The following is a 19,343-nucleotide window of genomic DNA, read 5'->3' as shown; positions in this document are numbered from 1 at the left end:
CCTCGCGGGCGCAATCAATCGCGTGCGCGCAGATGCAGACTGCCATCGTTGGCCGTGTGCACCTGCACCGGCAGGATCTCCGGCAGCAACGCAACGGCAGTTTCGGCGTGATCGGCATCGAACACGCCCGAGACCTGCAGCGGTCCCAGCTGCGGGTCATCCAGCACGATGGGACGGTCGTGATAACGCTGCAGGATGCGCAGCACTTCGGCCAGCGGCAGGCGATCGAACTGCAGGCGGCCACGGGTCCAGTCGGCCCGGTCCGGGCTGACCGGCTCGGGTGGCGACAACGATCCCGGCTGGGCCAGCACGCGCTGCCCCGGCTTCAGGCGCTGCTCGGCGTCCCCGCCCTCCACGCGCACGCCTACCTCGCCGCGCCACAGGGTTACCTCACTGAGGTTGCCCTGCCGGTCCACGTCGAACACCGTGCCGTAGTTGCGCACATGCACCGGCCCGGCCTCGACCTCGAACGGGCGCCAGGTCGAGTGCTGCACCTGGAAACGGGCCTGGCCCTGCACCAGCACCACCTGCCGCGAGCGAACGTGCCTGCGAACCTGCAGATGGGTACCGGCGTCGAGCAGCAGATGGCTGCCATCGGGCAGGCGGACGTCGCGGCGTTCGCCCACCGCCGTCCGATAGTCGCGCACCTGCCATGCCGGGTCGGCAATGAACACGCCGGTGACCGCGATCAGCAGCAGCGGCAGGACGATCTTCGCGGCACGCCCACCGCGGCGACGCTGCAGGGCATCCGCGCTGGGCATGGGGAAGCGTTCCTTCAAGGCATCGCGATGCTGGTCCAGCACCTGGTCGGTGGTAGTGGGCGGGACCGGCGGTTGCGGCGTGGATGGCGGCGGTTGTGGACTCATCGCAGGCCAGCCGACAGGTGGCAATCGGCCATGGCCAGGCGCAGGTGGCGCTCCACCGCCTTGAGACCGATGCCCATGCGCCGGGCGACCTCGGCCTGTGGCAGCTCATGGATCTTGTGCAGGATGAAGACCTGCTGGCGGCGGCAGGGCATGCGTTCGATGGTCGCGCCCAGTCGCTGCATGGCCTGCTGTCCCTGCGCCTGCTGCTCCGGCCCGGGGCGCGGGCAGGCGTCGTCGGGCAGCTCGGCACGCGCCTCCACCCAGTGCCGGCGCAGATCCTCGGCGCGGCAGCGGTCCACCGCAGCATCGTGCGCGATCCGCCGCAGCAGCGCGACCGGTTGCCGCGCGTCGTGCGCGACCGGGCGCTCAAGCAGGCGCACGCAGACGTCGTGCACCACCTCACGGGCCAGCCCCGGCGAGCGGAAACGGCGGCGCAGATACTCCACCAGTTCCTCGTAATGGCGCACCAGCGAGGACATCAACGGCGGCGCAGTCGGGCAGGGAGAGGGAAGGCGGGACATCCGGGCCGGCAGTGGAGGCAAAGGGTGGGCGCGGGGAGGGCATTCCTGCGCGATGACGCAATACTAATGGGAACTGTTCTCGTTTGCCATGCGGCACGCGGGTCGGGATTGTTCGCCAGGGCTGGAAGGTGAAACCACGATCATCAGCTGGAGCGCAGAATCGGCCGCGGCTAGGCTGCCAGCAGGCTCAAGGAGATGGACCATGCACGTGCTTCTGGTGATGGTGGGTGGGGTTCTGCTGTTGGGGGTATTCCTGCTGTTCGGGCGGCTGTGGAGCGTAGGCCAGTCACAGCTGCCCACGGCCCTGATCGCCTTCATCGCCACCTGGCTGCTGGTGACGCTGGCCAACATGTGGGTGGGCGTGAGCAGGGCCGGCTACGCCGTCCGCGAGGAACTGCCGATCCTGCTGCTGGTGTTCGCCGTGCCGGCCTTGCTGGCCGGTCTGCTGTACTGGCGCCTGACGCGCTGAAGGACGGCCATGAGCACACGACTGCGGCTGCCCGCCCTGCGCCAGCGCGATGGCCACCACGCCCGCGTGACCTACGAAGAGCTGTTCTTCGACCTCGTCTACGTGTTTGCCGTTACCCAGCTCAGCCACCATCTGCTGCATCACCTGGACCTGACCGGCGTCATGCAGACGCTGGTGCTGTGGTTCGCGGTCTGGCTGGGCTGGCAGTACGCCTGCTGGGTCAGCAACTGGTTCGATCCACAGGCGCCACGCATCCGTGGCCTGTTGTTCGCCACCATGCTGCTGGCGTTGTTGATGTCCTCGTCCATTCCCGAGGCGTTCGCCGATCGTGCGTGGATGTTCGCCGGTGCCTACGCCACGATGCAGGTCGGGCGAACGGCTTTCGTGCTGTTCGAAGTTGGCCGCAACCATCCGTTGGCGCCGAACTTCCGCCGCATGCTGGCCTGGGTGAGCGTCTCGGCCTGCTTCTGGCTGGCGGGCGCTGCGGCCGAAGGTCATCTGCGGCTGGCATTGTGGGCGGTGGCGGTGGCCTGCGAGTACATTTCGCCGATGTTCGGCTTCGCATTTCCGGGCATGGGGCGTTCGCACACCCGGGACTGGACCATCGAGGGTGGCCACCTGGCCGAACGCTGCCAGCTGTTCGTCATCGTCGCTCTGGGCGAGACCCTGCTGGCCACCGGCGGCGTGCTAAGTGAGGTCGAGCACTGGAACGGGGAAGTGGTGTCGGCGGTGCTGGCCACGTTCGCCGGCACCATCGCCATGTGGTGGCTGTACTTCGGCATCTCGAGCCACGATGCCACCGAGGCCATCAGCCACGCCGAAGACCCCGGACGGATGGGCGCCAACTTCCACTACGTGCATGCACTGCTGATCGCCGGCATCATCGCCACGGCCGTCGGCAACGATCTGGTCATGGATCATCCCGGCGCGGCGGTCCCCCCGGTGTACGCCACCGTGCTGGTGGCGGGCCCGTTGATCTACCTGCTGGGCAGCGCCCTGTACAAGCGGGTGGTGTATGGGCGTGCGCCCTGGTCGCATCTGTTCGGTGCCGTGGCGCTGATGGTGCTGGGCGTGCTGTTGCCGCAGACCCATCTGCTGGCCGCCGGTTGGCTGACCAGTGCGGTGCTGCTGGCGGTGGGGCTGATGGATACGCGCTTGAAGCAGCGCCCGCAGCGCGCCTGATCCGCGCGGCGGCCGGTACTGCTTGCGCAGGCGGGCAATGGGAGTAGCGTGGGCAGTGGGTGCTCTGGGAACCGGGAGTGGCGCAGCATGCAGAACGTTCCGCAGTGGCTGGTCTGGGCCGGCTTGTCAGCCTGTTTCGCCGCACTGACCGCGCTGTTCGCCAAGGTGGGCGTCAAGGGCGTCGACTCGGATCTGGCCGTGGCCATCCGCACCCTGGTGGTGGCGGCGGTGATCCTGCCGCTGGTGGTGGTCACTGGCAAGTGGTCCAATCCGTTGCTGCTGCCCGGGCGCACGCAGCTGTTCCTGGTGCTGTCGGCGCTGGCCACGGGTGCGTCGTGGCTGTTCTACTTCCGCGCGCTGCAGAGCGGCGAGCTGGCCAAGGTGGCGGTGGTCGACAAATTCAGCGTGGTGCTGGTGATCGTGCTCGCCTATCTGTTGCTGGGCGAACGTCCGACCCTGCGGGAATGGAGCGGCATCGGCCTGGTGGTGGCCGGGGTGATCGTACTGGCGACGAAGAAGTAGCAACGTTCAAACCCATCGACGAGGGAGAGCAGGATGCAGGGCGAAGCGCACGGAACCTTTGAAGTGAACCTGCTGCCGATCGGTGGCAACGACGGCCCGATCGGGGTGATGTCGATCAACAAGGTCTTCCATGGTGACCTGCAGGGCAGCAGCGTCGGCCAGATGCTGGCGTTCCGCAGTCCGGTACAGGGCTCGGCCGGCTACGTGGCCATGGAACGGGTGAGTGGCACGTTGGCCGGACGGCAGGGCGCTTTCACGCTGCAGCACAACGGTCTGATGACCCGGGGGACGCCGGAGCTGAGCGTGGTGGTGGTGCCCGATTCGGGCAGCGAAGGGCTGCTCGGTCTGAGCGGCACACTGGAGATCTCCATCAGTGAAGGCCGCCACGACTACCGGTTCGCCTATGCATTGCCGGAACCGGAATAGCCGGCTTCCGGATTCAAGCGCTGCCCGCCTGCAGGCGGTCATACATCCGCACCAGATCGACCAGGGTGCGCGCGCCCATCTTGCGCATCACCTGGGCGCGACGCACCTTCACGGTGATCTCGCTGACCCCGAGGTCGCCAGCGATCTGCTTGTTGAGCCGGCCGCGCACCACGCCATCGACCACCTCGCGCTCACCGGCATTGAGGGAGTCCCAGCGCTGTTGCAGCGCGCCGAGTGCTTCGCCCTCGCGGCGCCGCAGGCGGTCGAGCTCGATGCCCTTGTGGATCGCATCGAGCAGTTCCTGGTCGCGGAAGGGTTTGGTCAGGAACTCGATGGCGCCGTCCTTGATCGCGTTGACGCCCATCGCGATGTCGCCGTGGCCGGTGATGAACACCACGGGCAGCTGCAGGCCCAGGCTGCCCATGCTGCGCTGGAACTCCAACCCGCTCTGGCCCGGCATGCGTACGTCCAGCACCAGGCACGCAGGGGTGTCTTCCAGTTCGTGTTCAAGGAAGGCCTGGGTGGAGGCGAAGGCGCGCACCTGCAGGCCCATCGAGGCCAGCAGGTCTTCCAGCGCCGCGCGCACCGATGGATCGTCGTCGACCACGTAGACGATCGGCGCCGGTTCGGCCGCAGGTGCAGGGGGCTTACGCATGAGGGGTATCCAGGGCGATGGGCAGGTCGAAGATGAAGCAGGCGCCGCCGCCTGCCGGTCGTTCTGCGCGGATCTGGCCATCGTTGGCCTCGATCATCGAACGGCTCAGGCTGAGGCCCAGCCCCAGCCCGTGTGACTTGGTGGTCCAGAAGGCATCGAATACGCGCTCGGGATGATCGGCGGGCAGGCCGACGCCGCGGTCGCGCACGCTGAGACTGACCCGCTGACCGTCACGTCGGGTCAGCAGCGACAGGCGTCGGTCGGCTGGAGGCACGGCTTCCATTGCGTCCACCGCATTGAGAATCAGGTTGCCGATCACCTGCTGCACCTGTACACGATCGGCCTGCACCGGGGGCAGGTCGGCATCCAGCAGCAGGGCCACGGCCACGCCGTGCTGGTCCAGTTCACTCCGTGACAGCGCCAGCATTTCCTCCACCGCGTGGTTCAGATCGAAGGCGCGTCGTTCCGGTGCTGCGCCCTGTGTGAGGCCGCGGATGCGGGCTATCACGTCGCCGGCGCGGTGCGCATCGGCCAGGATGCGGGCTACGGTCTGTCGTGCCTTCTCGACGTTCGGCGGGTCCTGTGCGAGCCAGCGCTGGCAGGCTTCGGCGCTGCTGGCGATGGCCGCCAGCGGCTGGTTCACTTCATGCGCGATGGAAGTGGTCAGTTCGCCCACGGTCGAGGCGCGCGCTACCCGCAGCAGGCGGCCCTGCGCTTCCTGCACGGCGGCCTTGGCCGCTTCCATGTTCAGGGCGAGATAGGTGGTGATGCCGATCACCAGCATGCCGATGACCGAGTTGACCAGGCCGATGCGGTAGGTGCCGAAGCGGGTCAGGAAGAAGCTCAGCCCGGTCAGTGCGATGCAGGCGATGGCCAGGGTGATCAGTCCGCGCGCGCTGAGCACGCGCGACGCCGCAAGAATCACCGCCGCGTAGAAGCACGCTGCCGCAACGGCGTAGTCGGTGACGGTATCGATCAGGAAGATCGCCGCCATCACCACGATCAGGGCAAGCAACACCAGGGGACGGCGGGGCGACAGCGATGGCATCGGGACAGCTCCCTGGCGTGGGGGGAAAGGATAGCAAAGCCGCCACTGTCGAACGCCGACCTTGGTCGGCGTGCTCTCGTGGGGTGGGTGCCGACCGTTGGTCGGTACAAGGCGAAACGATGCCTGGTAGTGCCGGCCGCTGGCCGGCAGCTGCACGGTGTTGCCGGAGCTACTGAGGTTGCCGGCCAGCGGCCGGCACTACCCCAGGGATGGGCACGATCTCTGAAGGTTCTGTGCCGACCAAGGTCGGCACCTACCGACGTGCGATGTGCGCAACCAGCGGCCGGCACTACTCTTCCAGGCTGGCGTTCCAGAATCCCTGCAGTACCCCCGGCGTGGTCGACAGGGTCGCCAGCACGGCGTCCAGTTCGCCTGCATCGACCGTGGTGGCGTACAGCACCGCTTCGATCTCCACGTCACGCTCGCCGAATGGTCGCTGGTCCACTGCGCGTACCGGGTACTGCGCCTGCTCCAGCAGCAGCAACAGCTGGTCCAGAACCTCGGCCTGCTGTTTGCGCTGGCAGACCACGTTGATCGCATACGTTGCCTCACTGAACGCTTCCGGCAGCGGCTGGCGCTGGATGCGGTTCACCACCGGCCGCAGCAGGGTGTTGGCGGCCAGCACGAACAAAGCCGCCAGCACCGCCTCCGGCAGCAGCTTGATGCCCGCGCATGCGCCCACCGCCGCCGAGCCCCACAGGGTAGCGGCGGTGTTCAGGCCGGACACCTGCGCACCATCCTTCATGATCGCGCCGGCGCCCAGGAAGCCGACGCCGGAGATCACATAGGCCACCACATGCAGCGGTGACGGCGGGCCGCCGTACAGGTCATGGAAGCGCACCGCCAGATCGACGAACACTGCCGCACCCACCGCCACCAGCGTGTTGGTACGCAGGCCGGCGGTGCGTTGCCGCAGCTGCCGTTCAAGGCCGATGATCGTGCCCAGCACGAACGCCACCGACAGGCTGATCAGCGAGCTGAGCGTGGCGCCGGCGTTGAACGCCGGCAGGTTGGGATTGATGTCCATTGTGTTTCTCCCTGGACCAGGCGGCGGGCGCTTACTGCCAGCCGTAGCGACGGATGTAGAAGCGTTTCAGCGCTGTGGTCAGCACCGCATAGCCGAACAGGATCGCCACCAGGAACGGCCAGTAGCCAGCCGGCAGTGTCTGCAATTTGAAGTAGCCGGCCAGCGGGCTCATCGGCAGGGCCACGCCGATGGCCATGATCAGGCCGGTCATCAGCAGCAGTGGCGGCGCGGCGATGCTCTGCAGGAACGGCACCTTCGGCGTGCGGATCATGTGCACGATCAGGGTCTGGGTCAGCAGGCCGACCACGAACCAGCCGGACTGGAACAGGCCCTGGTCGGCCGGCGTGCGTGCATCGAACACGTACCACATCAGCGCGAAACAGGTCAGGTCGAAGATCGAGCTGATCGGCCCGAAGAACACCATGAAGCGGCCGATGTCCGCCGGGTTCCACTTCAGCGGCTTGCGCACCAGCTCCTCGTCCACGTTGTCGAACGGAATGGCGATCTGCGAGATGTCGTACAGCAGGTTCTGCACCAGCAGCTGCAGCGGCAGCATCGGCAGGAACGGCAGGAAGGCCGAGGCCACCAGCACCGAGAACACATTGCCGAAGTTGGAGCTGGCGGTCATGCGGATGTACTTCAGCATGTTGTTGAACGTGCGCCGGCCCTGGATGACGCCTTCCTCCAGCACCATCAGGTTCTTTTCCAGCAGGATGATGTCGGCGGCCTCCTTGGCGATGTCCACAGCGCTGTCCACGCTGATGCCGATATCGGCTGCGCGCAGCGCCGGTGCATCGTTGATGCCGTCGCCGAGGAAGCCGACCACCTTGCCCTGGGCGCGCAGCTCGCGCACCAGGCGCTCCTTGTGCAGCGGCGTCAGCCGGGCGAAAACGCGATGGTGGTGCAGCGCCCGCGACAGCGCGCCGTCATCCATGCGCTCGATCTGCGGGCCGGTCAGGATGGTGTCGGCGTCCAGCCCCACCTGCGCGCAGACACGGGCGGTGACCAGCTCGTTGTCGCCGGTGAACACCTTGACCTCCACGCCATGCGCGGCCAGCGCCTGCAGCGCCTGCGCTGCCGATTCCTTCGGCGGGTCCAGGAACGCCACGTAGCCGACCAGGGTCAATCCGCACTCGTCAGCCTGCGTGTATACCGTCTGGTGGGCTGCGGTCTCCTTCATCGCCACCGCCACCACGCGCAGGCCCTGTTCGTTCAACTCCTCGGTGGTCTGCCGCACGCGGGCCAGGCGATGCTCGTCCAGTGGCATGTCCTGGCCGTTCTCGCGCACGGTGCTGCACACCGCCAGCATCTCTTCTACCGCGCCCTTGCAGATCAGCTCGTGGTGATCCTCCCGCTCGGAGACCACCACCGACATGCGGCGGCGCTCGAAGTCGAACGGGATTTCGTCCACCTTGTGGTAGTCCTGCGACAGCCGCAGCGAGCTCTGCAGCTCAACGTGCTCCAGTACCGCACGATCCAGCAGGTTGATCAGGCCGGTCTGGAAGTGGCTGTTGAGATAGGCGAACTTCAGCACGTCTTCCGAGTCGTGACCGAACACATCGGTGTGGCGCTCCAGCGCGATCCTGTCCTGGGTGAGGGTGCCGGTCTTGTCGGTGCACAGCACTTCCATGGCGCCGAAGTTCTGGATGGCGTCCAGGCGCTTGACGATCACCTTGCGCCGCGACAGCAGCACCGCGCCCTTGGCCAGGGTGGAGGTGACGATCATCGGCAGCATTTCCGGCGTCAGGCCCACTGCCACGGAAAGCGCGAACAGGAACGCCTCGGTCCAGTCGCCCTTGGTCCAGCCGTTGATCAGCAGCACGAACGGGACCATCACCAGCGCGAAGCGGATCAACAGCCAGCTGACACTGTTGACGCCGGCCTGGAACGCGGTCGGCGCACGGTCGGTGGCGGTGCTGCGCTGGGCCAGCGTGCCGAAGTAGGTGCGGTTGCCGGTGGCCAGCACAATGGCGGTGGCGGTGCCGGACACCACATTGGTACCCATGAACAGCAGGTTGTGCTGCTCCAGCAGGCCGGCCAGGCCGTCGCCCGGGTTAGCGAACTTCTCTACCGGCAGCGATTCGCCGGTCATCGCGGCCTGGGCGACGAACAGGTCCTTGGCGGTCAGCACGCGGCAATCGGCCGGAATCATGTCGCCTGCCGACAGCACGATGTGGTCGCCGGGCACCAGTTCGCGGATCGGCAGGTCCAGCAGGCGCGCCGGGCGCCGGCTGTGCAGGTGCGCGCCGAAGTACTGGTCGGCCACATCCGCAGCCTCGGTACCCGGATTGCGGCGCAGCACGCGTGCGGTATTGCCGACCAGTGCCTTCAGTCGCTCGGCGGCGCGGTTCGAACGCCCCTCCTGCACGAAGCGGATCAGCGTGGACAGCAGCACCATCGCACCAATCACGATCGTCGCCTTGATGTCCTCGGTCAGCCAGGACACCGCCGCCAGCACGGTCAGCAGCAGGTTGAACGGATTGCGGTAGCACTGCCACAGGTGGCGCCACCACGACAGCGGCCTTTCGTGATCCACCTCGTTGGGGCCGAGCGTGGCCAGTCGCTCCTCGGCCTCATGCGGGCTGAGGCCATCGGCATGTGATTCCAGCGTGGCCAGCAGCTCGGCTTCGTCCTGCTGGGCGAGCGTGACCAGGCCGGTGGTGAGCGCGAACGGCGCCGCTTCGGCGCTACCCGGGCCGAACCCGGCTTCGGGCATCGCACGGCGGCGGAACAGGTTGCCTGCGCGACGGCTGCGCAGGAAGGCGTTGAACCAGGCGTTGAGCAGGCTCATGGGACTCTCCTCGAATGTCAGAGCCGGCCGCGGCCGGAACACGAACGGGATAGTTGGAACAGGTCAGGCGTGGCGCATCGCCAGTACCGCCGGCGACCATGGCTGCATGTGCAGCCACTGGCTGCCACCGATGCACAGTGGCTTCATCGCATCACGCAGGGGATGGGGCAGATGACGCAGCACCGTGATGCGCTCGCTGATCGGCAGCAGCGAAAGTGCATCGGCCACCACACGCGGCGAACCGAGCGACAGCGAACGGGCGAACATCACGGGGCCGTGCTGCAGCAGCTGGCTGCGCAGGCCGGCAACATCGCGCTCGCCAATCAGGTGGCGCAGGGTGATGTAGAGGATCTTGTAGGACATGGGGGTGCTCTCCAGGCAAACGGCGCCTGGCGGCCCCCGTCACTCAGGCAGGCAGGGACCGGCGGGCAGGCGCCAGGAACAGGCAACAAGCGGTCATCCGGGGCGCGGTGCGCCCGGCAGGGTCGGGGTCCATCTGCGTCTCCATGAGGGGAGGGGCTGACCAGGGTTGCCCTGGCCAGTGGCGCTATTGTCCGCCCCTGAATGGGGCAGTCCTAGAGGCTCGTGGGTTAGCCCGGCTATACCTTGGTATAGCCGGGCCTGCGCAGCGCCAAGGTTCAGTGATGGATCAATGCGAAGCGCTGGTCTGCTTGCACACGTCGTACTCGCCGCGGCTCAGCGTCTTGTTGCGGTCGGTATCGCAGGCGTGCAGTCGCTCTGCCCAGTCCGGCGCGACGGCATCCACCTCGGCCAGCGTGACGATGCCGTCCTTGTCCTTGTCCAGCGATTCGTAGGCAGGGATGAGCTTCACTTCGGTCACGTCCTCGGCGGCGGTGGCCTTGCTGGCCTCCTGGGGCTTGGAACAGGCGCCCAGCAGCAGGCCCGCACAAAGCGAGAAAATGATGGGGAGGTAGCGAGAACCGGTCATGGCATGCTCCAGAAGTGAGGATGTAGGCCAACGCTGTGCATGGCCACGGCCGGATCATCTGCGCGGGGCTGTAAGCGGGCTGCGAAGAAGCGGGCCGCAGGCCGTTGCCGGTGGGCCACCATTCACCGGGCCGCGCAGCGGCGATTGCGCGCGGACGCCTTGGGGGTGATGGCTCGAAGGAGACGGCTCGGTAGAGTCGACTGCCAGTCGACTTTCGCGCGCAGCGCGGGGTTTTCAGCGTCCTGCCAAGCGCAGTCGACTAACAGTCGACTCTACCCTCGTACGGTGGGGTGCCGGCCTGCAGCCGGCACTACCCATCTCCTTAGAAGCGGTCGGCAAAGGCATCTGTCGGATGTATGGGGGCGGGGTTGGGCGGAGATGACTCGACGGAAGCGGCTCGGTAGAGTCGACTGCCAGTCGACTTTCGCGCGCAGCGCGGGGTTTTCAGCGTCCTGCCAAGAGCAGTCGACCAACAGTCGACTCTACCCTCGCACGGTGGGGTGCCGGCCTGCAGCCGGCACTACCATCTCCTTAGAAACGGTCGGCAAAGGCATCTGTCGCCCGCACCAGCGCATCCACCGTGGCCGGCTCGTTCGCGCTGTGGCCGGAGGTCACCATCTCCAGCCGGGCTTCCGGCCAGGCCTTGGCCAGATCCCAGGCGCTGCGCGGCGGGCAGATGATGTCGTAGCGCCCCTGTACGATCACGCAGGGCAGGTGGCGGATGCGATCGATGTTGCGCAGCAGCTGGTCGGGCTCCAGGAAGATGCCGTTGCGGAAATAGTGCGCTTCGATGCGGGCCTTCGCCAGCGTGTCCAGCGGATCATCCGTGGATTCGGCATCCACGTCGTGCTGCAGGGTGGCGGCGTTGTCTTCCCAGCCCAGCCACGCCTGCGCGGCTTCGATGCGTTTCGCTTCATCCGGGCCATCCATGCGCGTCCAGTACGCCGCGATCATGTCGCCACGCTCGGCTTCGGGGATGTAGGTCTCATAGCGGTCCCAGCGCTCGGGGAAGATCCAGCGCGCACCGCCGTTGGCCTCGGCGAACCAGCGGTTCTCGATCTCGCGGCCGAGGAACACGCCACGCACGATCAGGCCGGTCGCGCGTTCGGGATGCGCCTGTGCATAGGCCAGCGACAGGGTCGAGCCCCAGGAGCCGCCATAGACCAGCCAGCGTTCGATGCCCAGGTGTTCTCGCACCTTCTCGATGTCGGCCACCAGGTTCTGCGTGGTGTTGTCGCGCAGCTCGCCGAACGGCGTGGAACGGCCGCTGCCGCGCTGGTCGATCAATACGATGCGGTAGCGCGCCGGGTCGAAGAAGCGGCGATGGGTGGGTGAAATGCCGGCGCCTGGGCCGCCGTGTAGGTATACCACCGGAATGCCCTCTGGGGTGCCGCACTCTTCGATGTGCAGCGTGTGCAGATCGCTTACTGGCAGGGTGAACTCGCGGTACGGCTCGATGGTGGGGTAGAGGGTGCGCATGACGGGTGTCTCACAAGCAGGGGCGGCCAGCATAGCGCCCGGCGCCGGCCAAGGCAGGGGGTGTCACGTGCCGGATGCTGGAAATGGGCTTGCCGATGCGCATAAGCTCCCGGGATGCACGAGACCACGACAAGGACGTCCACGTTCAGCGTCAACCTTGGCAGTGGCGCCCGCGAACTGCTGAAGTGGATCGCATTGCTGGCCATGACCGGCGATCACGTGGCCAAAATGGTGTTTGGCGGCTACGTGCCGGTGGTAAGCGAACTGGGGCGTATCGCTTTCCCGCTGTTCGCGCTGGTGATGGCCTGCAACCTGGCCCAACCGGGCGCCGACCTTCGCAAGTCGATGCGTCGGCTGGCGCTGTGGGGGCTGATCGCGCAGCCATTGCACGCACTCGCGTTCGGTTCCTGGCTGCCGCTCAACATCCTGCTCACGTTTGCCCTGGCAGCCGTGGCGGTGCACGCGCTGGCCAACAACCGGCCCCTGTTGCTGTTGTTGGCGGCGGGTGTACTGCCGATGCTGGTGGACTACCAGTGGGCCGGCGTCGGCAGTGTCCTGCTGGCCTGGATCGCGTTCCGCCATCGTGCGTGGTGGCCGCTGCTGATTGCCTTGGCGGCGGTGTGCTGGGCCAATCGGAACGGCTGGGCCCTGCTGGCCGTTCCCGTGGTGCTGCTAGCCGCACGGGTGCAATGGCAACTGCCGCGCTGGCGCTGGATGTTCTATGGATACTACGTGGGGCATCTGCTGGTATTGGCGGTGGTGGCGCGCGTGCTTTCGTGATCAGTGCATGCATGGTCGTGCCTTGTGCCGGTAAATCAACGCCATGCGTGGATGCGTTTGGCGGATCACCATGGAACCAGCCAGGCATGGCCTGGTTCCATGATTTCCGGTAGATCCACGCCACGCGTGGAACCCGTTGACAGTTTCTCGCCCGGCTCAGAAATCCATCGTGGCCGACACCAGCACCGTCCTCGGTGCACCCAGCGCCAGGCTCGACAACAACGGCATGCCCCAATACGACTTGTTGGTCAGGTTGTTCACCGTGGCCCGCAGCGCAAGGGGCCGCCCGGCCAGCGCCGTGCTGTAGCGCGCGCCCACGTCGAACAACGTACGCCCCGGTACCGACAGGCTGTTGTCGGCACTGATGTACTGCTTCGACATCGCCGTGGCATTGCCGGTCAAGGTCAGGCCCTGCAAGGTCGGCACGTCCCACTCCACGCCCAGCTTGGCCTGCCGCTGCGCCACGGCGGTGGCGATGCGCCCTTCATTCACGCCACCGGCCGTGCGAGTCAGCTTCGGCTGCACATAGGCCACGCCACCGAGCAGGCGCACGCCGTCCAGCGGTGCGCCGAAGAAGCCCCATTCCACGCCGCGATTACGTTGCTCACCACCGAACGAGAAGATATTCGTGACCGGGTCGATATAGCTGCTTGGGCGCTTGATCTCATACACGCTGAAGGTGTGCGCGAAGCTGCCCATGTCCAGCTTCAGGCCCAGCTCCTTCTGCTTAGTGCGGAAGGGTGCGAACACATCGCCGGCATTGGCGGCAGTCATCGGCGCGGTGGCGCCCTGGCTGAGGCCTTCGATGTAGTTGGTGTAGAGGGAGATCCTGTCGGTCGCCTTCACCAGCAGCGCCGCGGCCGGGGTGGTGGCGCTCTCGTCGTAGCGTGAGCTACGTGCGCCCGTGGCCACGCTGAAGGTCTCGCTGACTACCTGCTGGCGGCGCACGCCCAGCGTCAGCTGCACGCGGTCATCGGCGAAGGAGAGGGTATCGGCGAAGCCGAGGCTGTCCAGGCGCAGGTCGGTATGCGAGATGTGCGGCGCCACGAACGGCGCGGCCGGGCCCCACACCGGGTTGTACAGATTGGTGGTCCAGTCCCAGCCGGGCACGCTGCGGCGGCCATAGTCGTTCTGGGTGTGCTGGTAGTGGGTCACGTTGGCGGCCCATTGGTGGCCCACGCTACCGGTACGGAAGCTGCCGCGCAGGCCGGCGTCACCGGATTGCTTCTTGATGTCGAACGCGAGCTGGCCGATCACGGTGCTGAAGTCGCCGGCCGGGTTGAGAATCTGCGCGCTGATCGAGCCGTTGTAGCGGTAGTCGGTCCTGCTGGTGCCGTACGCGAGGTAGGCCATCAGGTGTTCGTTGATGTCCAGTTCGCCACGCAGCATCGCGCCCTTGTCCTGGCTGTCCACGTAGGCCCAATCCGGGTTGATCAGCGTGTCGCCACGCGGTGGCCGCGGAATCGCTACGCCCGGTGCCAGGCCAACACCGCGCGCCGGGCCGTCGACGCGGTCGTCGGCGCTGTACAGATCGGCCGACAGCCGCGCACGTTCGCCGCGCCAGTCCAGTGCCAGCGAACCGAGCTGTACTTTCTTGCGCTGCTTGCCGACTGCGCCGTCACCATCACGGTAGGCGCCGTTGAAGCGGATGCCGAACTGCTGGCCCGCGCCGAGGCGACGGCCCATATCCACATGGGCGCCGAACTGCGCGTCGGAGGCGAAGTTGGCACTGACCCGCAGCAATGGCTGCTCGCCCGCACGCTTGGGGACCAGGTTGACGCTGCCACCGACCGAGCCGCCCGGCGGCATGCCGTTGAGCAGCGCGGACGGGCCCTTCAGCACCTCGATGCGTTCGAACATTTCCGGCGAGGTGCGGTAGTAGGGCGCCATGCCGCTGAGGCCATTGAAAGTGGTGTCGCTGGTGTTGGAGGCGAATCCGCGGATCGCGTAGTTCTCGCTCCAGGAACCGGTGACGCCATTGCTGAACACCGTGGGGTCGGTGGCGGCGATGACATCGGTCAGGTCCTTGGCCTGGCGGTCGCGGATGAACGACTCGGTGTAGCTGACCGTATTGAACGGCGTGTCCATGAAGTCCTTGTCGCCGAGCAGGCCGACGCGGCTGCCGGCGGCCACTTGCCCGCCCGCATAGTCTGCAGTGACCCGGCGCTGTTCCTGTACCTGCACCGACGGCAGGGTGGATGGCGCGGAGTCGGCCAGCGCGGCAAACGAGGCCAGCAGCCCCAGCGCCAAGGCCGACACCCGGTAGCGCCGGGCCATTGGCGGATGCATCTGCACGCGGGTCGCGGCGGCCGGTGCACGCTGCAGCGGAGAGGAAAGGTGGTACACGGTCATGCCAGGTTCCTGTGAATCGCAGGTGCGAGCGCGCCTGGCGCGCTGCCGACGGCAAGCACGGGGGAGGGCGCAGCGCAGGGTTGTCGGCTGGGTGGGGACCTGGCGGGAAGTGAGCCATGGGCTCGATTGCGGACGGCGGCGGGGTTGCGAACCACACGCATTCCTAATTAGTTGAGTAAATTAAACTAAATCATACGAAGCGGACAAGAGGGTCCCTTTGCTGGCACCCTCGCTACGGTATGAACATGCACCCTGAGACCCTGGCGGCGGCCCGTGGCCGCCCGCCCACCATCACCCCCGATCGCCTGGCCGACATCGGCATCAAACTGGGACTGCCGAACCTGACCATGGCCAACGTGGCCGCCGAACTGGCGGTGACCCAGGCCGCGCTCTACAAGCGCGTGGCCAACCTGGACGCATTGAAGCGGCTGGTGGCCGAGGCGGTGTTCCAACGCTGGCAGATTCCGCGCGCGTTGGCCGATGCGCCGGGCGGGCTGGAGGCCTACCTGATGGTGTTCGTGGAGTCACTGTGCGAGGTGGTGAAGGCGCATCCTGGGCTGCCCCCGTACCTGTTGCGGCGCACGGTGGCGACCGCGCCGATGCTGGACAAGATCGCCTCGCACCAGGCGCATGTGGCCGAGGTGTTCGGCCTGCCGCTGGACAAGGCGCGCTGGCTGCTGGCTACGATCGCGTTCTACTGCATTGCCGGTGCGGACACGGTCTACGGGATTGCGGACGACGAAGAGGGCCAGGTGATCACCGAGTTCAAGCAGGGCATGCGTGCGCTGGTGATCGGTTCGCTGGAGGTATTGGAACTTCGGTAGATCCACGCCATGCGTGGGTGCCGTTGCACGGTTCGCCACGGCCCCATCCACGCATGGCGTGGATCTACAATGCGGCCATGCCTGCCACGCCCACCCTCGATGATCTGCGCCGCCATGCGGTGGCGCGTACGCTGTTCAAACCCACCACGCTGTTGACTGCGATCCGGCGCCTGGGCTTCGTGCAGGCCGACCCGATCCGCGCACCGGCACGCGCACAGGACCTGACCCTGCGCCACCGGGTGAAGGACTACCGCGCCGGTGACCTGGAGCGGCGCTATGCGCGCCTGCCGGTGGAGGAGGATTGCCTGGTGAACTACGGCTTCCTGCCACGCGAACATCTGGCGTTGATGCATCCGCGTGTCTCCAGGCGCGCATGGGATGCCGAGACCCGGCGCAGAGCGGAGGACGTGCTGGCCTTCGTGCGCGAACGTGGGAGCGTGCACCCACGCGAGGTCGACCAGGCGTTCGCGCATGGGCGGGTGACCAACTACTGGGGCGGCACCAGCAACGCCAGCACGCATCTGCTGGACGGCATGCACTACCGTGGCCTGCTGCGCGTGCAACGGCGCGACAGCGGCACCCGCATCTACGCGGTGGCCGATCATCCTGAGGCCGATGCCAGCGAGCAGGCGCAGATCGAACGCGCCGCCGCCTTGATCGACCTGGTGGTACGCAAGTACGCACCGCTGCCCTCGGCCAGCCTGACCTATCTGGTGCGCCTGCTGGGCTATGGTGCACCCCATCTGGCCGAGCAGACCCGGCAGGCATTGAAGCTGGCCAAGCAACAGCTGGCCAGCTGTACGCTGGACGGCACCACCTGGTACTGGCCGGTGGACGAAAACCCGCGCTCGCGCCGCCATGCGCCGGACGAACAGGTGCGCCTGCTGGCGCCGTTCGATCCGGTGGTGTGGGACCGCCGCCGCTTCGAGCTGTTGTGGGGATGGGTGTACAAGTTCGAGGCCTACACGCCTGCACCTAAGCGCCAGTACGGGTACTACGCGCTGCCGGTGTTGTGGCATGACCAGGTGGTGGGCTGGGCCAATCTCAGCGTGCACGACGGTGAACTGGCGTCCAGCGTGGGCTACGCCGGCAAGTCACTGGCCCGCGACAAGGTGTTTCGTGGCGCGCTTGAAGACGAACTGCAGCGCATGGCAGCTTTTCTGTAGAGCCGAGCCATGCTCGGCTGTTCTTCGCGCGGGCCAGAAAATCGAAGCAACGTTCATCATTCTCGGTAGCCGCCAACCTTGGTTGGCGCTGGCTTCCACCGGTGCCGCCAAGGTGGGCATCTACCGGTCAAGCGGCGTCCTTGCGCTCCGCATCCTCCATGCCGGGGCTGACGCGGCGGCCGATGTCCTTCAGCCGCGCCAGCTGATCCACCATCGACGGTGCATCATCCAGGCTGCCGACGAACGTCCACAGATAGGTCATCACCGCATAGACGTGGCCCGGAGTGACGCCCTCGCTGATGGCAAGGCGGCCGATGGTCAGCGCGAACAATGCCGCAGCAGCCAGCCCGATCACCACATAGGCGCCGGCTTCGCGGTCGGACAGCAGGATGCGCAGGCGCGACAGCGTGGTGTAGTGGCGGCGCAGCACCGAGGGGCCGACCCGGTCGACCAGGCGGATCTCGTGTTCCAGGCGGTTGTTCAGTCGGCCATGCAACTGCTCGTTGCGGCGTGCGAACGACGGCAGTACCAGCAGGGCGCCGAGCAGGGTGACCAGGCCAGCGGCACCGACCATCGGTTCGATCGCCAGCAGCATGGCCACCGCACCGAACATGGATGCCAGCGCGGTGGCGATGATGGGGACGTGCTTTTCAAAGAAGTCGACGAACTCGCGGGCCAGCACCACGCGTGCCGCCGAGGTGGACGTGGCCTGGCCCAGGCGGCGCTGCGCCTGCACCACGCTCACTGCCAGATCGGCATAGATGCGGGTGAAGGTGCGGGTATCGATCGCTCGACGGGCGGCGCCGACCAGCCAGAACAACAGCACCACGCCGGCATAGGAAACGGCATGGCCGATGTTGCCGCTGATGATCGCGTCCACCGCGAAGCCGGCGAACAACGGATAGGCCAGCAGCAGGGTGTTCTCCAGCGCCACCAGCGAGAACGTGCCGGTGAGCTGCCAGGGATAGGTGCGCAGGATCGCCTTAAGAGTGGCGGCCGCATTCTGCTGCCCGATGCTGCCGGCGGCGGCCGCTGGATCGTGGGGGTGTTTCATGGGATGCCTGGGTGGGTCGGGGGTAGAGTCGACTGTTAGTCGACTGCTCTTTGCGAACTGGTGGAAGAACCCGCGCTTGCGCGCGCAAGTCGACTGACAGTCGACTCTACCCAGGCAGTTCCGGCATTTCGGGCTTTCCAGGGCAGCGATGGCTCTCAACGACGCGCGTGCACCGGCCAGCGGATCTCGAAGGCACTGCCGCCGCGTTCGGTCGCCCTGCATCGCGCCGTTCCGTGATGGGCAACGGCAATCGCGCGCACCACCGCCAGGCCCAGCCCGGAACCGCCGCTCTGCCGCGAGCGTGAGACATCGGTGCGCTGGAACGCCTCGAAGATGCTGTCACGCAGTTCGTCCGGCACGCCGGGGCCACCATCTTCCACGGTCACCGTGCAGTGCCCCTCCGCCAGCGTGACGCGCACCCGCAGCGGGCAGGGGATGGCATGGCGACGGGCGTTTTCCAGCAGTGCCAGCACCGCCTGGCGGATGCGGGCCGGATCGCAGTCGGCCAGTGAAGAACGCGCGTCCAAGGTCACCGAGAAACCACTCTCGGTCAGCGCCTCGGACATCGCTTCCACTACTGCGGCCACCTGCACGCTGACGTCGCTGCGTTGCAGGCGCAGATCGAGGTGACCGCTCTCGGCCAGGCTGACCACGCGCAGGTCCTCGATGATGCGGGTCAGGCCCTCCAGCTGGGTGAGCATGCTGTTGAACTGCTCGGGCCCCGGCTCGAACACGCCTTCGGCGATGCCCTGCAGGCGGCCGCGCAGGATGGTCATCGGCGTGCGCAGTTCGTGCGCGATCGCCGCATTCCAGAACACGCGGTTCTCGGACATCCGGCTGAGCCGCTCGGCCATGGAATTGAAGTCGCTGACCAATGTGGCGGCCTCGGCCATCGAGGTGTCGCCGCCGCGTGCGCGCGCCTCCAGGTCACCGCTGGCCACGCGACGCAGGCTTGCGGCCACCGAGTTCAGCGGGGTGATGATGCGCCGTGTCAGGCGCGAGGCGACCAGCGTGGCGAAGATGACGACGACGGTGGCGGTCAGGCCGATCCACAACCATTCCAGCCCGGACGGCATGATCGTTTCCGGCTCGTCATACCAGCGCGGATAGAACACCTCCATCAGGTAGTAGAACAGGTAGAACCCGCTGATCGACAGCACCGTCGAGCACAACGAGGCGACCGTGATGGACAGTGTGATCTGGCGGCCGATGCTCTTGCCTTTGGGGTTCAT

At 66.8% G+C, this 19,343-nt stretch carries 19 protein-coding genes; 7 read left to right on the top strand and 12 right to left on the bottom strand.

The window, feature by feature from the left end; translation table 11 throughout:
* Nucleotides 1-14: 14 nt before the first annotated feature.
* Complete coding sequence (locus ACZK29_RS11680) at nucleotides 15-866, bottom strand: FecR family protein (protein WP_478446033.1); 852 nt, start codon at nucleotides 864-866, stop codon at nucleotides 15-17.
* Nucleotides 863-1,387: an RNA polymerase sigma factor gene (locus tag ACZK29_RS11675; protein WP_111203144.1), complete on the bottom strand. Its 525-nt coding sequence runs from the start codon at nucleotides 1,385-1,387 to the stop codon at nucleotides 863-865. Before ACZK29_RS11675 ends, ACZK29_RS11680 begins: the two co-directional genes overlap by 4 nt.
* A gap of 202 nt (nucleotides 1,388-1,589) precedes the next feature.
* On the opposite strand from ACZK29_RS11675, the gene ACZK29_RS11670 reads away from it, so the two are divergent.
* The 4 genes from ACZK29_RS11670 to ACZK29_RS11655 all read left to right on the top strand — a co-directional run bounded on the left by ACZK29_RS11670 (nucleotide 1,590) and on the right by ACZK29_RS11655 (nucleotide 3,986).
* On the top strand, nucleotides 1,590-1,856 hold the full coding sequence (locus ACZK29_RS11670) for a hypothetical protein (protein WP_111203146.1): 267 nt from the start codon (nucleotides 1,590-1,592) through the stop codon (nucleotides 1,854-1,856).
* 9 nt (nucleotides 1,857-1,865) lie between these two features.
* A complete protein-coding gene (locus tag ACZK29_RS11665; protein ID WP_459047793.1) occupies nucleotides 1,866-3,038 on the top strand; it encodes a low temperature requirement protein A in 1,173 nt (390 codons plus the stop codon).
* A gap of 87 nt (nucleotides 3,039-3,125) precedes the next feature.
* Nucleotides 3,126-3,560, top strand: coding sequence for an EamA family transporter (locus tag ACZK29_RS11660; RefSeq protein ID WP_478446032.1), 435 nt, complete (start codon nucleotides 3,126-3,128; stop codon nucleotides 3,558-3,560).
* 33 nt (nucleotides 3,561-3,593) lie between these two features.
* The gene (locus ACZK29_RS11655; protein ID WP_111203150.1) at nucleotides 3,594-3,986 is read left to right on the top strand and encodes a DUF3224 domain-containing protein; all 393 of its coding nucleotides are present in this window, start codon (nucleotides 3,594-3,596) and stop codon (nucleotides 3,984-3,986) included.
* Nucleotides 3,987-3,999: 13 nt separating this feature from the next.
* Here the strand turns inward: ACZK29_RS11655 and ACZK29_RS11650 are convergent, their stop codons facing one another.
* The 7 genes from ACZK29_RS11650 to pip all read right to left on the bottom strand — a co-directional run bounded on the left by ACZK29_RS11650 (nucleotide 4,000) and on the right by pip (nucleotide 11,935).
* Nucleotides 4,000-4,641, bottom strand: coding sequence for a response regulator transcription factor (locus ACZK29_RS11650; RefSeq protein ID WP_111203152.1), 642 nt, complete (start codon nucleotides 4,639-4,641; stop codon nucleotides 4,000-4,002).
* Entirely contained in the window at nucleotides 4,634-5,689 is a 1,056-nt protein-coding gene (locus tag ACZK29_RS11645; RefSeq protein ID WP_478446031.1) for a sensor histidine kinase, read from the bottom strand. The genes ACZK29_RS11650 and ACZK29_RS11645 overlap by 8 nt, the downstream gene beginning before the upstream one ends.
* A 289-nt stretch (nucleotides 5,690-5,978) precedes the next feature.
* Entirely contained in the window at nucleotides 5,979-6,716 is a 738-nt protein-coding gene (locus tag ACZK29_RS11640) for an MgtC/SapB family protein (protein WP_478446030.1), read from the bottom strand.
* Between the two features lie 31 nt (nucleotides 6,717-6,747).
* Nucleotides 6,748-9,507 carry a magnesium-translocating P-type ATPase gene (mgtA, locus tag ACZK29_RS11635; protein ID WP_478446029.1) on the bottom strand — a complete coding sequence of 920 codons (2,760 nt, stop codon included), beginning with the start codon at nucleotides 9,505-9,507 and terminating at the stop codon, nucleotides 6,748-6,750.
* A gap of 63 nt (nucleotides 9,508-9,570) precedes the next feature.
* Nucleotides 9,571-9,870 (bottom strand): hypothetical protein, encoded by a 300-nt coding sequence (locus ACZK29_RS11630; RefSeq protein ID WP_478446028.1) that lies wholly within the window; start codon nucleotides 9,868-9,870, stop codon nucleotides 9,571-9,573.
* Between the two features lie 286 nt (nucleotides 9,871-10,156).
* Nucleotides 10,157-10,456, bottom strand: a complete 300-nt coding sequence (locus tag ACZK29_RS11625) for an EF-hand domain-containing protein (protein ID WP_111203160.1) — start codon at nucleotides 10,454-10,456, stop codon at nucleotides 10,157-10,159.
* Nucleotides 10,457-10,987: 531 nt separating this feature from the next.
* A complete protein-coding gene (pip, locus tag ACZK29_RS11620) occupies nucleotides 10,988-11,935 on the bottom strand; it encodes a prolyl aminopeptidase (protein WP_164146348.1) in 948 nt (315 codons plus the stop codon).
* 114 nt (nucleotides 11,936-12,049) lie between these two features.
* On the opposite strand from pip, the gene ACZK29_RS11615 reads away from it, so the two are divergent.
* Nucleotides 12,050-12,715, top strand: a complete 666-nt coding sequence (locus tag ACZK29_RS11615) for a TraX family protein (RefSeq protein WP_164146347.1) — start codon at nucleotides 12,050-12,052, stop codon at nucleotides 12,713-12,715.
* 156 nt (nucleotides 12,716-12,871) lie between these two features.
* On the opposite strand, the gene ACZK29_RS11610 is transcribed toward ACZK29_RS11615, so the two are convergent.
* A complete protein-coding gene (locus ACZK29_RS11610) occupies nucleotides 12,872-15,067 on the bottom strand; it encodes a TonB-dependent receptor (protein ID WP_478446027.1) in 2,196 nt (731 codons plus the stop codon).
* Nucleotides 15,068-15,306: 239 nt separating this feature from the next.
* Here ACZK29_RS11610 and ACZK29_RS11605 point away from each other — a divergent pair, with 239 nt between their 5' ends.
* Both ACZK29_RS11605 and ACZK29_RS11600 read left to right on the top strand, forming a co-directional pair.
* Entirely contained in the window at nucleotides 15,307-15,891 is a 585-nt protein-coding gene (locus ACZK29_RS11605) for a TetR/AcrR family transcriptional regulator (RefSeq protein WP_164146345.1), read from the top strand.
* Between the two features lie 53 nt (nucleotides 15,892-15,944).
* Nucleotides 15,945-17,057 (top strand): DNA glycosylase AlkZ-like family protein, encoded by a 1,113-nt coding sequence (locus ACZK29_RS11600; protein ID WP_478446026.1) that lies wholly within the window; start codon nucleotides 15,945-15,947, stop codon nucleotides 17,055-17,057.
* 127 nt (nucleotides 17,058-17,184) lie between these two features.
* Here the strand turns inward: ACZK29_RS11600 and ACZK29_RS11595 are convergent, their stop codons facing one another.
* Both ACZK29_RS11595 and ACZK29_RS11590 read right to left on the bottom strand, forming a co-directional pair.
* Nucleotides 17,185-18,111: an ABC transporter six-transmembrane domain-containing protein gene (locus ACZK29_RS11595; protein ID WP_164146343.1), complete on the bottom strand. Its 927-nt coding sequence runs from the start codon at nucleotides 18,109-18,111 to the stop codon at nucleotides 17,185-17,187.
* 155 nt (nucleotides 18,112-18,266) lie between these two features.
* Nucleotides 18,267-19,343, bottom strand: coding sequence for an ATP-binding protein (locus ACZK29_RS11590; protein WP_164146342.1), 1,077 nt, complete (start codon nucleotides 19,341-19,343; stop codon nucleotides 18,267-18,269).

It is taken from the genome of Stenotrophomonas sp. 89682_Sma (genome assembly GCF_056481405.1).
This window is presented reverse-complemented; position numbering and strand designations above follow the sequence as displayed.

Coding starts and splice junctions, on each gene's coding strand:
- ACZK29_RS11615 (WP_164146347.1), top strand. CDS start 12,050: ATGCACGAGACCACGACAAGGACGTCCACGTTCAGCGTCAACCTTGGC.
- ACZK29_RS11655 (WP_111203150.1), top strand. CDS start 3,594: ATGCAGGGCGAAGCGCACGGAACCTTTGAAGTGAACCTGCTGCCGATC.
- ACZK29_RS11605 (WP_164146345.1), top strand. CDS start 15,307: ATGAACATGCACCCTGAGACCCTGGCGGCGGCCCGTGGCCGCCCGCCC.
- ACZK29_RS11645 (WP_478446031.1), bottom strand. CDS start 5,689: ATGCCATCGCTGTCGCCCCGCCGTCCCCTGGTGTTGCTTGCCCTGATC.
- ACZK29_RS11630 (WP_478446028.1), bottom strand. CDS start 9,870: ATGTCCTACAAGATCCTCTACATCACCCTGCGCCACCTGATTGGCGAG.
- ACZK29_RS11595 (WP_164146343.1), bottom strand. CDS start 18,111: ATGAAACACCCCCACGATCCAGCGGCCGCCGCCGGCAGCATCGGGCAG.
- ACZK29_RS11625 (WP_111203160.1), bottom strand. CDS start 10,456: ATGACCGGTTCTCGCTACCTCCCCATCATTTTCTCGCTTTGTGCGGGC.
- ACZK29_RS11600 (WP_478446026.1), top strand. CDS start 15,945: ATGGCGTGGATCTACAATGCGGCCATGCCTGCCACGCCCACCCTCGAT.
- ACZK29_RS11650 (WP_111203152.1), bottom strand. CDS start 4,641: ATGCGTAAGCCCCCTGCACCTGCGGCCGAACCGGCGCCGATCGTCTAC.
- ACZK29_RS11670 (WP_111203146.1), top strand. CDS start 1,590: ATGCACGTGCTTCTGGTGATGGTGGGTGGGGTTCTGCTGTTGGGGGTA.
- ACZK29_RS11675 (WP_111203144.1), bottom strand. CDS start 1,387: ATGTCCCGCCTTCCCTCTCCCTGCCCGACTGCGCCGCCGTTGATGTCC.
- ACZK29_RS11610 (WP_478446027.1), bottom strand. CDS start 15,067: ATGACCGTGTACCACCTTTCCTCTCCGCTGCAGCGTGCACCGGCCGCC.
- ACZK29_RS11665 (WP_459047793.1), top strand. CDS start 1,866: ATGAGCACACGACTGCGGCTGCCCGCCCTGCGCCAGCGCGATGGCCAC.
- mgtA (WP_478446029.1), bottom strand. CDS start 9,507: ATGAGCCTGCTCAACGCCTGGTTCAACGCCTTCCTGCGCAGCCGTCGC.
- ACZK29_RS11590 (WP_164146342.1), bottom strand. CDS start 19,343: ATGAACCCCAAAGGCAAGAGCATCGGCCGCCAGATCACACTGTCCATC.
- pip (WP_164146348.1), bottom strand. CDS start 11,935: ATGCGCACCCTCTACCCCACCATCGAGCCGTACCGCGAGTTCACCCTG.
- ACZK29_RS11680 (WP_478446033.1), bottom strand. CDS start 866: ATGAGTCCACAACCGCCGCCATCCACGCCGCAACCGCCGGTCCCGCCC.
- ACZK29_RS11660 (WP_478446032.1), top strand. CDS start 3,126: ATGCAGAACGTTCCGCAGTGGCTGGTCTGGGCCGGCTTGTCAGCCTGT.
- ACZK29_RS11640 (WP_478446030.1), bottom strand. CDS start 6,716: ATGGACATCAATCCCAACCTGCCGGCGTTCAACGCCGGCGCCACGCTC.